Origin of the sequence: Caballeronia hypogeia (assembly GCF_001544875.2) — a bacterium.
GTDB lineage: Bacteria > Pseudomonadota > Gammaproteobacteria > Burkholderiales > Burkholderiaceae > Caballeronia > Caballeronia hypogeia.
On the sequence record NZ_FCOA02000020.1, the window covers coordinates 14,983 to 27,685 of the forward strand.

Below are 12,703 nucleotides of genomic sequence, written 5' to 3' on the forward strand. Positions count from 1 at the left end.
CGTACATGCTCGCAGTCACCCGCGGCGACTGGCCTCTCGAGCGGCTTTTCTGAGTTCGCCCGCGACGAAAGAGGTGAAGGTGTCGGCAACGCTGGGCCACCGCATGATATTGGTTCCGTTGACTTCAGCCGGCTTGAGCCCCTGTCGTGTGATGGCGCGCTGCCCGATGGTGCTTGCCGCAACGAACTTGCGGACCAACTCATCTCTCGCTTTCTTCTCGGCCGCGTCGAAGAACTTCCGAGCAGCGCCCTTCTCGTCTTGGCGCTGCTGGTCCGCTGCGGCATCAGCCGCGGCCACACTCTCGGCGACGGCTACCTGTCGGGTTTTCTTCCCTTCCTCCTGCGATTCTCGCTGACTCCTGCGCAGCTCTACGTCCCGGTCCGCGGTAGCCACACGGTAATCTTCGGCCAAGGCTTTCATCAGGTAGGACGACGCCCTTCTGATGACGTCGCCTTTGGCGATCCTGAACCGGGTGTAGTCGATGGCTTGCTCGATGCGGGCATCTGTCCAGACGTGCCGGTTTTCCCGGATTTGAAGGAACTGCTTCGCGTCGAGGCCAAATTCCTTGTGGAGTGTCAGGTACAGCGCGGCCGATTCCATCATGTCGGCCTGCGCTGCGGCCGACGCTTCCTTGCGTTTCAACCGAAAGCGAATCTGGTCCTTCTTGCGCGACCCGGGCGTACCTGCGCGTGTTTCATAAGACATCTCGATGTCGGACAGGTCGTTGATTTGCCTGACCGCTGGTTCGAGGTAGTCGCGCTTGAAATACTTGAATTCCGCATTGTTTGCCCACGACTTTCCCGGCAGGTTCCGAATCAGCTCGAGCGACAGCCACTCCGTCATACCGCCTGGCACCGCGGGCAGCACGTGGTCGTAAATAGCCCGCGCGTAGATAAGCTTGAACTTCGAGGTGGTCAGCAGACTCGTCCAGTACGAGCTTTCCGGGTCCTTGATGAGCCGCTGAAGTTCGACAGGCACCCGGAAGCGGATTCGTCCGTTGCGTACGCTGACACGGCCAATCAGTTCCAGCCAGTCGCCATCCTCGTCGTTGACTGGAACTTCCCCCGCCTCGACGTCTTGGTCGACGTCTTCCACGTCAACGGCGTCCTCATCGCCGTCGGAGACGTCACGTGAAATATCAGTCATGCGCCCTTTCGAGTCGACCGATACGGTGGGCGCACTGGTAACCTCGAGCATGGACGACTTCACGCTGCGGATCACACTGGAGAAATGCTTCTTGTTGTGACTGTCGTATCTCATCAGCCATTTGAAGAAGCTCAGCGAAACGTCGTACGCCTCACTGATTTCCCGTTCCTGCGCGACGATAAAATAAGCAGCGTCGACGAAGCGGCGGGCTGACAACCCGAGGCCAATGATGCGTGCGAATACGTTGTTCTTCTGATAGCCGATATCCTTGTCGGAACTTATTGCATCAATGGCGGTACCTGCCGGCGCGTTCTCGACGAACAGGTCGAGCGCGTACTGAAGCGGAGTCACTGTTCTTTCGACGCTGCTGGCCATGTTTCGCGGGCATCCGTGAACTTAAAATTTTCTGGACTCTAGCACGCAAAGGTGAGATGTCAATAAAAATCTCTCACCTTCCCTCGCCGCACAAGACGATATGTCTCACCGTCGCGACACGATCTCTCACCTTAATGAGCGCTGCGTGGCGCGAAGCCTGTCCGGACAGCCTATTCCGGAGTTATTCACAGCGTCCGACACTAAACCTCACCTCTGGCGGCGAAGGCGCTTTCCGTCTCACTTAAATGGACACCAAATCTCCCGTTCGTACCTCAGCATCTCACCGGAGCGGACAAAGTCTCTCACCTTCAGCCACAGCATCTCTCACTTTTTGGCGGCAACTATCTGATTTCAGGCGTATCTGGTCGCGCCTGTTAGTTTGTTGGTCTGTTTTGTTTATAAATAGAACCAACTAACCGGCTGAACCATCAGCCGGAAGCCTCTCTTTATAGCGAGTGAAACTGGCCGGCAGAACTCAAGCTACCCAGTGGCGCCCCTGCGTTTTAGATCGCATCACCCCTGGCGATCATTTTCGGAGAGAGAGTTAGCGGAGGGACCGTCCTTCGAATTGGAGGACCGCGAGCTTTTCCGCATCATGAAAGGTGAGAGATGTTGTCCAAATAGGTTCAGTCCGTCCAGCTGAAGTTGACATAATCTCTCATCTTTGGCCGCGGGGCTCAACATCAGTGTAGTGAGGAGACGACGCCGCGCCAAATCCTACAAGTGTCACGACTGGTGACACTTGAAAAAACGGCGCAGGTGCAGCGTCTTTGCAGGGACAGTGCTGAGATCGCGTCAAAAAGGCTCGTATTGCGGTCGTGCCGTGCGAGATGGCCCGGCATTGTCGTGCGGACTATGAAAGGTGAGAGATATTGTCAGTCTTGTGCCCAGTTTCGAGGTAGCGCTGGGCTCACCTCAGCGCTAGATGCACAAGCTTGTGTATCCAGTTGCGTTGGCGCGGGCGACTAAGGTGAGAGACTGACGTTTTTTGCCTATGGTCCTCCGCTGTTTCGGCACCTTCTGATTGGTTCAGCGACATTGACTCCCCTCTTTGACCGTCCCGATCCCCAACGGGGATATCGAAATGTAATTTTCGTCCAGCCAAATTCAGGCAGTTGCGGTTTCGAGACACCCTTTCAAGAGGAAGCGCTTCCAAAATCTCTCACTTCTCGGGCGGTTGCCGACTTGCGAAAAATGAAGGTGAGAGTCTTTGTCCGGAAATCGCGAGCGTTTTCCAACGGCGTGAGCGGTCAGTAGTCGCGGAAAAACAATGATTTACGGAACATTCTTGATCATAAGGCCGTCAATCACACGTAGTTCCTGTATTCTACGTTTAGACCAATTTTCCAAGGGAAAACTTCTAAATGGCGAATGTCAGCCAACCAATGCCAATAGATCTGACCGTGACCTTGGCGCAAATCAGTGATTTCGCTGATGTTGTCACGGACTATGCAACCGAGTTGCGCGACCAAATTCTAGCTCCGCGTCCACGCAAGGCCCCGCCGATGTTCACCACGGGCGAAATCGCTGAGCTGTGCGGACTGACTCGCCAGCAAGTGCATTATCAGGTGTCAAAAGGTGATGGGGTGTTACCCGAGGGACAGTCGACTGGAACTGGGCGCAGCCGCAGCAGAATGTTTACGCTGACCGAGGCGCGCACGTGGGTTCGGCGAGTCTCCGATATCTATCAAACCCCCCTGGTCGAAGGGCCGAGCGACGCTTTCGAAGGAAAGGTCATCATTACGTCGCAGCTCAAGGGCGGATCTGCCAAGACGACTACGACCATGTGCCTTGCACAAGGATTGAGCTTGCGCGGACGGAGGGTGCTCGTTATTGACCTCGATCCCCAAGCTTCGTTGTCCGAGTTGTGTGGCCTCTATGCGGAAAAAGAGGTCTTCCCCGACGACACTGTTCTGCCCTTTGTGTACGACCAGAAGGTCGAAGGCGGATTGCTTGCTAGGGTTCAGTCGACCTATTGGGACGGACTCGACATTATTCCGGCGCACACCGAACTGGTCGGAGCCGAATATCACTTGCCCGCGATGCAGCTGAAAGTGCCTGGATTCAAGTTTTGGACGGTACTGCGTGATGGACTCGCACCACTTCGAAAACACTATGATTACATCCTCCTCGATACGTCGCCTTCGCTTTCCTATCTCAACCTGAACGCGTTAATGGCAGCCGATGCGATGGTCATGCCGATGGTCCCCGAAAATCTGGACTTCTTCAGCTCCTTGTCGTTCTGGCGTCTCTTCTCCGATGTTGCGAAGTCCTTTATCCGCTTCGAGACCGACAAGAAATATGACTTTGTGTCTGTGCTACTCACGCGTGTCAACAACGGCCCGACAGCTGCGACGCCGGTTGTGCGCACTTGGGCGCACGGCGCCTATCGCCATTGGCTGTCGCAGTTCGAAGTGCCCGCGAGTTCAGTCATGAGTTCGGGAGCGCTCGCTTTCACGACCGCATTCGACATCAGCAGTACGCACAGTCAGGCAAAATCGCTCGCCCGGGTCAAACAGCCCTTAATCGACTACTGCCGGTGGATAGATGATCAGTTCGTCAAACAGTGGAGATCTGCACAATGAGCAACCTTCTTCGAGAACAGCTCTTGGCCAAGACCGCGGGCATCAAGGCGACAGATGAGAGATTGCCGAACGCAGCTCGTCGTGCTGCCAGAACTGAAACGGCGCCCGGGATGGCGGGCGCGCTGGCTGCGGCACAGCTTCGTGTGCAGGAACTGGAGTCATCGGGCACGGCTTCGGAACTGGCGGTGTCTGAAATCGTGCCGAATCCGTGGCAGCCGCGCCGCGTATTTAATGAAGCGAAGCTATCCGAGCTTGCTGAGTCAATTCGCGAGGTGGGGCTCATGCAGCCGGTTGTAGTTCGCCGCTTCGAGTCGGGTTACCAAATTGTGGCTGGAGAGCGGCGCTGGCGCGCTCATAAGCTGGTGGGACTGAATTCCATCAAGGCCGTCGTAATTGAGTCCTCGGATCAAGACATGGCAGTGCTCGCGCTCGTCGAGAATGTCAGCCGTGATGACCTGACCGATTATGAAATATCGTTGTCGATTCGACAGACCGAGATGGAATTTCCGAATCGCACGCGACTAGCTGAGGCGCTTGGGATGTCACGCCAGGGGCTCTACCGCTTCCTCTCATATGGGACTCTTCCCGAGTTCATGCGGAAGGACCTTGACCTTCAGCCGGCGCTGATCTCCGCGACTGCTGCGAACGACATCTCGGTGGTACTTAAGCGGCACGGAGATGCCGCTGTCGAGGCTGCCATGGACCTTTGGCCTCAGGTCGTCAATGGAGATCTGCTGCAAACAAAGTACGCCGCCGCGATTGCGGCGCGCGTTGTCAAATCCAATGGAATGAATGGCGACGGTGGTCGCACCATTGAGAAATTTTTTGCAGGTAAAGCGCAGGCCGGCAATATCACCAAGGACTCTAGTGGCTTCACGGTGAAAATCAAATCCGGAATGCTCAGTGACGAGCATGAAAAGGAGATTCGGCAAGTGATCGCGAGGCTGTTTTCGAGCCGGCCGCGCGCGCACTGAAGCTACCCAATCAGAGACTGTCTTTCCAGCCCGCTGTCGCGGGCTTTTTATTTCCGCGGCCAGCAACGAGATCAGCCCCTACCCGTCCGCCTGTTTCCCGAGTTCTCGATCACTTCTCCGCGCTATGCCGACCTCGGAGTGTCACGACTCGTGACACTCCGAGGTCCTTTGAAAATTTATTTTGTGAGAGGCCGTCTTCGCTTCTTTGTTCGCTCGCTCCTTGGTCGCCCGAGCGGCGGTAGTGACGACACGCCACCGGCCGGTCGGGTCCTGGCGATGGCCAATAAAAAGTTGTCACGACTCGTGACACTCGATCGAGATGGATCCCATGGCATCCCCTGGTTCGGACGCGCAAAGCGAGCACCGTCTCTCCAGCGAAAAGAGACTCGCGTCGCTGGCGACGACGTGCAAATTCAAAAGTGTCACGACTCGTGACACTTTGCATCGCAATCGCGAAATGCTCGATTTACGCCGGTCTGACCGAATTGGTTTCGTGCGCAGCGGCGTCTTACTTGGCCCGTTGAGTTGTCGAGCGACATGTTCGCCGATACGCTCCGGACAACGAGCGTACCGGTGGCTTCCCACTCTAAGCCGGTGCCTGCCCGACACGGGAGCACGAGCGCATCCGTAACCCATAACGTCGGGTCGACCAACAAGCCTTCGACCGTGGCGTTAATCCGCCGGCCAGATCCGGGTATCTGGATGATCTGCGGGCCACCGGCACGCGCCCTGGCATTACACCAAGAAGCGCTGACAATCACAAAGCCACGCTGGCGATCTGGGGCAGGTCTACGGAATGCGCGGAGGGCGCGTAGGCGTTCTGGCTTTCAGTCGCGTCTGTCGTCATACCTAATCGGAGGCCACGTGACGCGATCGCCTCTTTTTCAGCCGGTGGATCGTGGCTTGAACTCCTGTCCCGAATATGTTGCTCAAACGAGAATGGACATCGTCAGGCAGGCGGCGGGCCAATGCGGAAAGGTGGATAAACGCAACTACCGATCTCTTTAGAACGCTGCTGACCGCCTACTAATCGTGGCGAGCCCCGAAATCGAGTGGGCGGTCTGAGCCGGCAGGGTCGGCCGGAGCGGCAACACCCGCACTGATCGGCGACATCGAGCGCGTCTGGCAGCTGTACACGCGAATCCGGCTGAAAGGAGCGGCCGGCCGAAGGTCCTTCTTCAACCGGCCGTCCATGCACTATGACTCGTTTGGTTTCGTCGACGAGGGCAGCGACCAGGCCTTGCAGCTCATCGACCCGGTGGCGTCGCTTGCGGTGTTGCGCGGTGATAATGTCGAGCAATCCTCCCGATGCCGATGCGCATGTAAGCGACTTCCTTCGCAAGACTGCGACTCGATGGGGATGTCGATCAAAAGTTTGAACTTCGTCAAACAAACGAACCAACACGCACTCGGCACGGAGGCGCGCGAGGAGTTTGCCGAGCCGTCATTGACCGCGTATCTCGTCGCCGAAGTGTCGATTACGATCGTAGCGGTGTCATTAACCCTTGAAGCGCGGTGACGCGCACCATTCCAGCCTACTAGGGCGTCAATATCGATTTGAACGGATGCGGCTCGTCTTGGAGAGGAAGGGACAACGAGAAGTGATGACGTTCGTCGGGGGCGTCGGTGAAGCGTGCGGCGCGGTCAGCCCAATCGGGCCTTTGAGACTCTGGCGGTCAACTTTTTCGACGGGGCGACCGGGATCGTGAATGGGATCGGCCTGAAAGTGTTCCCCCTAGAAAAGCGAAAGGCCCCAGAGTAGTCCCTGGAGCCAGACGCCGGCCGCGTCGTCGCAACCCATTTGACCGCCATGTTAGGCGTGCCTAAACCGGTCGGTCAAGCACGCTCAACCCAACCCCGTCCTCGGCGCGCCACACGCCTTCCCCCCTCGCACGCATCCGCCGTTCGGCGGGGGAGGGCAGTCGTTCGCTGGCCCGATTCCCACCCACGCTTCACGACCTCATTCTCTCCCCCTTCCTCGCGTCGCCCACGTCATTTCCGACGGCGTCTGCGGGCCGTCGCGGCGCAACAGGGGAGGGGTGTCCCGGCGGCTGGCTTCAAGCCTAATAAGCGTTACCAGGATTGAGCGATGCTCCACCTAGGTGAGCATCCAATGCGCACACGGCTCTCGGTACGAAGGAGCGCAACCCGAACGAAGCCGACGGTGACTTTTGCCCAGTTGCGCGACTGACGGTGGCCGATCAAGATAGCATCCGGCGCTCGCGAGGGCGGCGCCGTCATCAACTTTCAAGGTCTATCAAAAATGGCAACCGGTACGGTCAAGTGGTTCAAGGATGACAAAGGGTTCGGCTTCATTACGCCTGATGGTGGTGGGGACGATCTGTTCGCGCACTTTTCGGAAATCCGCGGGGAGGGCTTTAAAACCCTCAAGGAAGGGCAGAAGGTGAGCTTCGACGAGAAGATGGGGCCGAAGGGCAAGCAGGCAGCGAACATCAAGCCGGCGTAAGCGAGGCTGGCATCACGGCGCCCCGACGATCGAGCGGTTGTCGGGGCGTCAGAAGGGCAGGGCAGCGGGCGGAAGTCGGCGGATTGAGGCCAGGAAGGACGTGAATAGCGAAACTCGCCTTGTCTGCTAATTATCATTAGCAGTGAAGGGTTTAATAGGTTTTTTGGGGTATAGTCCGTTTTACGCCTTGCTCCGAGCCAGTAGGGGAGGGCGTTCCAGCCAATTCGGCCTCATTCGGCTGCACGCGAGCTTTTAGCGATTGCGTTGCCGATGCACCTGCCGCCCGAACGGCGGTCGAGTCGAGCGCGGCGACGCGCATGGACGACACCCGATCTCACCTCGAACCCCGATGGCGAACCAGCCCCAACAACTGACCCTGCCACCGCCGCGCACTTACACGCGCACCGACTTCACGGCGCTGCGCGCGTTCGTGCAACGGGTGCCGTCGGCCACCATCGCGCGGCTGTACTACGACGCCGAGCGCGCGCCGCACGCCGCGACCCCGGAAGCGGCCGAGCGTTACCTGCGGCAGATGCGCGACGACCTCGTCAGTCTCGCGTTGCTGCACGGCTCACCCGTGCTGGCCGATCATCTGAAGGCGTCCATCAAGCAGCACGGCAGCGCGCGCCTCACCGCCGTCACGCTGCGTATGGTCGAACAGGCCGCGGGGCTCGCGGCCGCGACGCCGACGCTCACGCATCCGGTCGAACTGTGGTTTCGCCCGCTCATCGCGCGCCGGCTGATTGGCGAGGGCATCGCAACCCTGGGTGCGCTGATCGGCTACTGCAATGCGCGGGGCGGCAGCTGGTGGCGCGCGGTGCCGCGCATCGGTCCGTTGAGGGCGGCGACGCTGGTTGCGTGGCTGCGCCGTCATGAGAAAAGTCTGGGTATGCGCGTCGCCGACGATGTCGACGCGCGCCCGCTCGAACTCGCGGTGCGTTCAGCAGGTCAGCAGGATCCGATCGTGGTCGGCGGGGATCCGAGCGCGCCGCGACTCGCACCGTTCGAAGCCTTGGCGGTGCCGGCCGAGCTATCGGGCGGGGCAGGGGCACAGGGGACCAGTCGCGGGCTGAACCGCGCCGGTACCTTTGCCTTCATCCGGGCCGAGCACGATCTGGCGGCGGTGCACGCGTACCTGCATCGCTACCGCGATCGACCGGTGACCTTGCGGGCGTACACGCGGGAACTCGAGCGGCTGATCCTGTGGAGCGTGGTCGTGCGACAGAAAGCCCTGTCCTCGCTGATGGTCGAGGACTGCGAGGCGTACAAGGATTTTTTGGGGGCGCCGTCGGCGGCGTTCACCGGACCGAAGCGCCCGCGCAGCAGCGGACGCTGGCGGCCGTTTGCGCCCGAAGGGTTGTCCATCGACAGCCAGGCCTATGCGGTGCGCGTGATTCGGGCGGCGTTCGCGTGGCTGGTCGAGGTGCGCTATCTGGCCGGCAATCCTTGGAGTGCGGTCCAAGATCCCGCCACCGTGATTCGCGAGTCGACCGTGCAGGTCGACCGCGCATTGCCGGCCGAATTGTGGTCCAAGGTGCGGCGGCTCCTCGATGCGCAGTGCGACCGGTCGCTCGACTTCGGGGCACTAAGCGCGGTACCTTCGACGACGATGGATGCGAGCGGGGCGGCGACGGCGCGAGCCTCACAGGACGTGGCGCGTCAGTGGCGCGCCGCGCGCGCAGCGATCCTTTTGATGGGTGACTCGGGCCTGCGCCGGGCCGAGGCGGCGCAGGCCCGACGCGAAGATTTGCGTCCGTCCGAACTCGCCAGCGAGCCCAAACCGGCGCGAAGGTCGAAAGCGGCCGGCCGTGCAAGCGCCGAGTCGGCCGCGCCCGCGCGAACGGTGTGGACGTTGAGTATTGTGGGCAAGCGACGTCGGCAGCGCACGGTGCCCGTGAGTGGACCCACGGTTGAGGCGCTGCGCGCCCACTGGGCCGACCGCGGGCTGAATTTTGAAACGAATGCCGCAGGCCCGCTGATCGCGCCGACCTGGATTCCTGGAACCGACACGGCTCACGCCCGACACGAGTCCGGCGAGGCAGGGGGCGTCGATGCGGTTGGGGTATCGGCCGGGGTCCCTTACACGGCCGATGCGCTCGGTCGACTTGTACGCATGGCGGTCAAGCGTCTCGTGATCGCGCTGCGCGCCGATCCAGCGACGCTCGCGGAAATGACCACGGAGGACCTCGTGCAATTGGTCAACACCTCGGCGCACGCGTTTCGACATACCTTCGGTACGCAGGCGGTGGCGCGCGATATGCCGACCGACGTCGTGCAGTCGATCCTCGGTCATGCGTCGTTGCAGACCACCTCCATCTACGTCAAAGCGGAAAAGCGTCGCATGCTCGAAGCGGCCGCCCGGTATTACGCTGACGAAGACGAATGACGTCGTGCGGCATCGAGTGCCCGTGATCGCCAGCACTTGGCATCGATCGGCACCGATCGGCAACGAGGACGACATTTTTCAACTCGCGATGCATCCGGTGTAGAGCGATCTACGTATCTTCGTACCGGGTGCCGACCAACGCGTCGTAGTCGCTTGGCTGTGCGCTCGCGATCGCGCGCATCAGCGCATCCAGGGCGGTGCGATTATCCAGTTCACGTGCGAGCACTCGAGCCGTGCGTACGGTTACCTGTTGAGACCGCGGGACGCCATCGCCGTCGACCTGGAAAGTAAAAACGTGCAGCTCGGGATCGCCGTTGGCTGCCGTCTGATGGGATGTGATGGTCGCGTTCATGACGAAAATAGGAAGCTTTTCGTCGTCTAAAGCATCGCCCGGTCCTGAAAGGGTGCACGCGTCCCTTGATGCGTTTTTTATGCCCGCTACATCCGTACCCTCCCTTTTTGAATGCTGGCGGCATCGACTAAAATGCCATGGCAGCACATCTTCACCCCCAGGGAGAACCGAAGTGCTGACGCCGGAAGGCGCCGACGACGCCGAAACCATCGTTCGACCATGCACGAGCGGAGGCTGGCAGGTTGAAGTGCCGACCTCGGGTGGGGTCAACGTCACAATCGTCCCGACGGAACAGGACGCGTTGGCGCTTGCGCGTTCGATCGGACCGACCATTCAGGTGCGCGTACTTCCCGCAACCGAATGCCAATCCTCCCGAAGTGCTTTAGATCCCGATCAAGTCTAAAGTTCGCCAGCTGTCGTTTGACCCCATGACGATTTTTGTTCTCATCCGCGACGAGGACCAGGTCCGTCGCCAGTGCGCTATGCGGAGCATGGACTCGCTCCATCATCTAGACGTTCGCAACGAAGACGTTTTCGTCGGTCAAGCGCTTTCGACCACGCCGGCGTCGGAAAGACCCGTCTTACAGCACGTCATTTCCCGGCTATGGCCGGAAGATTTACTCGTCGTCTTCGATCTCGCGTCGCTTGGCAATGGCTACGCGGATGTGCTCGGCACGCTGCAGACGATCCAAGCGAAAAAGGCGGCAGTCGTCTGCATTTGCAGAACGGACGCGGGGACGGCGGTCGTCCGAGGCGAGACGCTCAGCGAGACTTTATTGCCGGTGATGGAATTGGACCACCGACTTCGCGCGTTGCGATCCAGTGAAGCCGTTCAACAAATGAAACGCGATGGAACGAGCATGGGCCGGCCCAGTTCACTTGATCCAGACTTGCGGCGGAAGGCGCTAGAGGCACTCGCGGCTGGCAACACCGTCACGGAAGTTGCGCGATTGCTGAGCACTTCTCGACAGACCATCATGCGCCTTCGAGCGTCGAACAGAAAAGAATAGCGACTGTAGAATGGTTGATGAGGTGGGCGGCTCTCCTCCAAACCAACAACGCACCTCGAATGGCGACCGCACGTCGAGAATCAGTAATGAGCGATAGTATCCGTGCGCTACAAAAGAAGAAAAGCCAGCCCCGCGGTGATGGTGGGTAGGAAGGCGGCGACGAGTAATCGCAGCGGGCTCACCGCGCCCCCGCGAAAGCGATTGCCCAGTATCGCGAGGCCAGCTGGATTGGGCGCGTTAGCAATCACGGTCAGTCCGCCTCCCGTTACCGCACCGGCCACAAGCAGGTACTTCGCAGTGTCGGACAAACCCGGAATGAGCGATCCCAGGTAGGTGATCGCTGCATTGTCCATCACAGCCGTCAGCCCAGTGGCCCCAAAGTAAAGTGCAAGCGCGTCCAGCGAACCGACGACAGGCTGCAACCACCATTGCTGTAGTCCTCCGAGCACAATTAGGCCGCCAAGGAAAAACGCGACCAGAAGACTCTCACGAAGCATGAGGGGTGATTGATGGCGCTCGTACGCTTGCGTATATCCGAGGAAAAACAGAAAGGCCCCAATGAAGACCACCGCATGATGCGAGTTGATAACAACCAGTGCGAGGAATGCGAGGTGAACCAGCGTAACGCCCACCGGGACGCGCTTCGAGTGCGATGCGTCTGCGTCATCGCTTGAGCTCGGCGGCACGCTCTTAGCCGCGAGCGCTACGAACAGGGTTGCATTGACAAGCACGGCGAGCGCGGCTTTCCAGCCAAAGGTCGCTGCCATAAACCGTGTGTCCCATCCCCAGGAACTGGCGACCATCAACACCGGCGGAGCCGCGTAAGCAGTCATGACGCCGCCGATCGACACGTTCACGAAAAGCAGGGCGAGCCCGAAATACTTGACCCGTTCGGAAACCTGCGCGGCGAACAATCGGTCGCGCAATAGGAGCGCAGCGAGGGTCATGGCCGCCGGTTCAGTGATAAGAGAGCCGAGAAGTGGGACGGCGCAAAGCGAGAACCACACAACGGCCACTTCGGAACGCACCGGCAAGAATCGAGACAACGCCAACACGACGTTGGTGACAAGCACCAGAATCGGCCGACTGGCCGCAATCACCATGATGACGAAGACGAACAGCGCCTCGGTAAACTCGCGGTGTTCGAGATAGTCCACTGTCGGCGCAGAGCCGACGAGCGCCCACATGATGAGACACAGAACGAGTGCCCAAAATCCGAACACAATCTCGACTTCTGCCAGGAAGTGAAATACGCCGGCGTGCCGTGGGAAGCGGTGGCCAAGCGTTTCGATTCGTGCGACCGCGAACGTGTGGGCGAGTGCAAGGGCGAAGATGACTGCGGCAGCGATTTGGACGGAATGCGGCATAGGTGGAGGACAGAGGGATGCGGGGCTGATAGTGCGTTGGC

9 protein-coding genes are annotated in these 12,703 nt (G+C 59.7%); 6 read left to right on the forward strand and 3 right to left on the reverse strand.

Annotated features, from left to right (window positions below):
- Nucleotides 1–15: 15 nt before the first annotated feature.
- Entirely contained in the window at nt 16–1,521 is a 1,506-nt protein-coding gene (locus AWB79_RS24995; RefSeq protein WP_061170129.1) for a replication initiation protein, read from the reverse strand.
- Nucleotides 1,522–2,885: 1,364 nt separating this feature from the next.
- Between AWB79_RS24995 and AWB79_RS25000 the strand changes: the two genes are divergently transcribed.
- The 5 genes from AWB79_RS25000 (at nt 2,886) to AWB79_RS25020 (ending at nt 9,933) form a co-directional block, all read left to right on the forward strand.
- Nucleotides 2,886–4,106, forward strand: a complete 1,221-nt coding sequence (locus AWB79_RS25000) for a ParA family protein (RefSeq protein WP_061170130.1) — start codon at nt 2,886–2,888, stop codon at nt 4,104–4,106.
- Complete coding sequence (locus tag AWB79_RS25005; RefSeq protein ID WP_061170131.1) at nt 4,103–5,080, forward strand: ParB/RepB/Spo0J family partition protein; 978 nt, start codon at nt 4,103–4,105, stop codon at nt 5,078–5,080. Before AWB79_RS25000 ends, AWB79_RS25005 begins: the two co-directional genes overlap by 4 nt.
- A 1,192-nt stretch (nt 5,081–6,272) precedes the next feature.
- Nucleotides 6,273–6,599, forward strand: coding sequence for a hypothetical protein (locus AWB79_RS25010; protein WP_061170132.1), 327 nt, complete (start codon nt 6,273–6,275; stop codon nt 6,597–6,599).
- Between the two features lie 744 nt (nt 6,600–7,343).
- Nucleotides 7,344–7,547, forward strand: coding sequence for a cold-shock protein (locus AWB79_RS25015; RefSeq protein ID WP_061170133.1), 204 nt, complete (start codon nt 7,344–7,346; stop codon nt 7,545–7,547).
- 349 nt (nt 7,548–7,896) lie between these two features.
- Nucleotides 7,897–9,933, forward strand: coding sequence for a site-specific integrase (locus AWB79_RS25020; protein ID WP_061170134.1), 2,037 nt, complete (start codon nt 7,897–7,899; stop codon nt 9,931–9,933).
- Between the two features lie 109 nt (nt 9,934–10,042).
- Here the strand turns inward: AWB79_RS25020 and AWB79_RS39665 are convergent, their stop codons facing one another.
- Nucleotides 10,043–10,618, reverse strand: coding sequence for a hypothetical protein (locus AWB79_RS39665; protein WP_157695840.1), 576 nt, complete (start codon nt 10,616–10,618; stop codon nt 10,043–10,045).
- A 95-nt stretch (nt 10,619–10,713) separates the two neighbouring features.
- Between AWB79_RS39665 and AWB79_RS25030 the strand changes: the two genes are divergently transcribed.
- Nucleotides 10,714–11,295, forward strand: coding sequence for a recombinase family protein (locus tag AWB79_RS25030; protein WP_061170136.1), 582 nt, complete (start codon nt 10,714–10,716; stop codon nt 11,293–11,295).
- 107 nt (nt 11,296–11,402) lie between these two features.
- Here the strand turns inward: AWB79_RS25030 and AWB79_RS25035 are convergent, their stop codons facing one another.
- The gene (locus AWB79_RS25035) at nt 11,403–12,662 is read right to left on the reverse strand and encodes a putative Na+/H+ antiporter (RefSeq protein WP_061170137.1); all 1,260 of its coding nucleotides are present in this window, start codon (nt 12,660–12,662) and stop codon (nt 11,403–11,405) included.
- Nucleotides 12,663–12,703: the final 41 nt, after the last annotated feature.

Coding starts and splice junctions, on each gene's coding strand:
- AWB79_RS24995 (WP_061170129.1), bottom strand. CDS start 1,521: ATGGCCAGCAGCGTCGAAAGAACAGTGACTCCGCTTCAGTACGCGCTC.
- AWB79_RS25000 (WP_061170130.1), top strand. CDS start 2,886: ATGGCGAATGTCAGCCAACCAATGCCAATAGATCTGACCGTGACCTTG.
- AWB79_RS25005 (WP_061170131.1), top strand. CDS start 4,103: ATGAGCAACCTTCTTCGAGAACAGCTCTTGGCCAAGACCGCGGGCATC.
- AWB79_RS25010 (WP_061170132.1), top strand. CDS start 6,273: ATGCACTATGACTCGTTTGGTTTCGTCGACGAGGGCAGCGACCAGGCC.
- AWB79_RS25015 (WP_061170133.1), top strand. CDS start 7,344: ATGGCAACCGGTACGGTCAAGTGGTTCAAGGATGACAAAGGGTTCGGC.
- AWB79_RS25020 (WP_061170134.1), top strand. CDS start 7,897: ATGGCGAACCAGCCCCAACAACTGACCCTGCCACCGCCGCGCACTTAC.
- AWB79_RS39665 (WP_157695840.1), bottom strand. CDS start 10,618: ATGGTCGGTCCGATCGAACGCGCAAGCGCCAACGCGTCCTGTTCCGTC.
- AWB79_RS25030 (WP_061170136.1), top strand. CDS start 10,714: ATGACGATTTTTGTTCTCATCCGCGACGAGGACCAGGTCCGTCGCCAG.
- AWB79_RS25035 (WP_061170137.1), bottom strand. CDS start 12,662: ATGCCGCATTCCGTCCAAATCGCTGCCGCAGTCATCTTCGCCCTTGCA.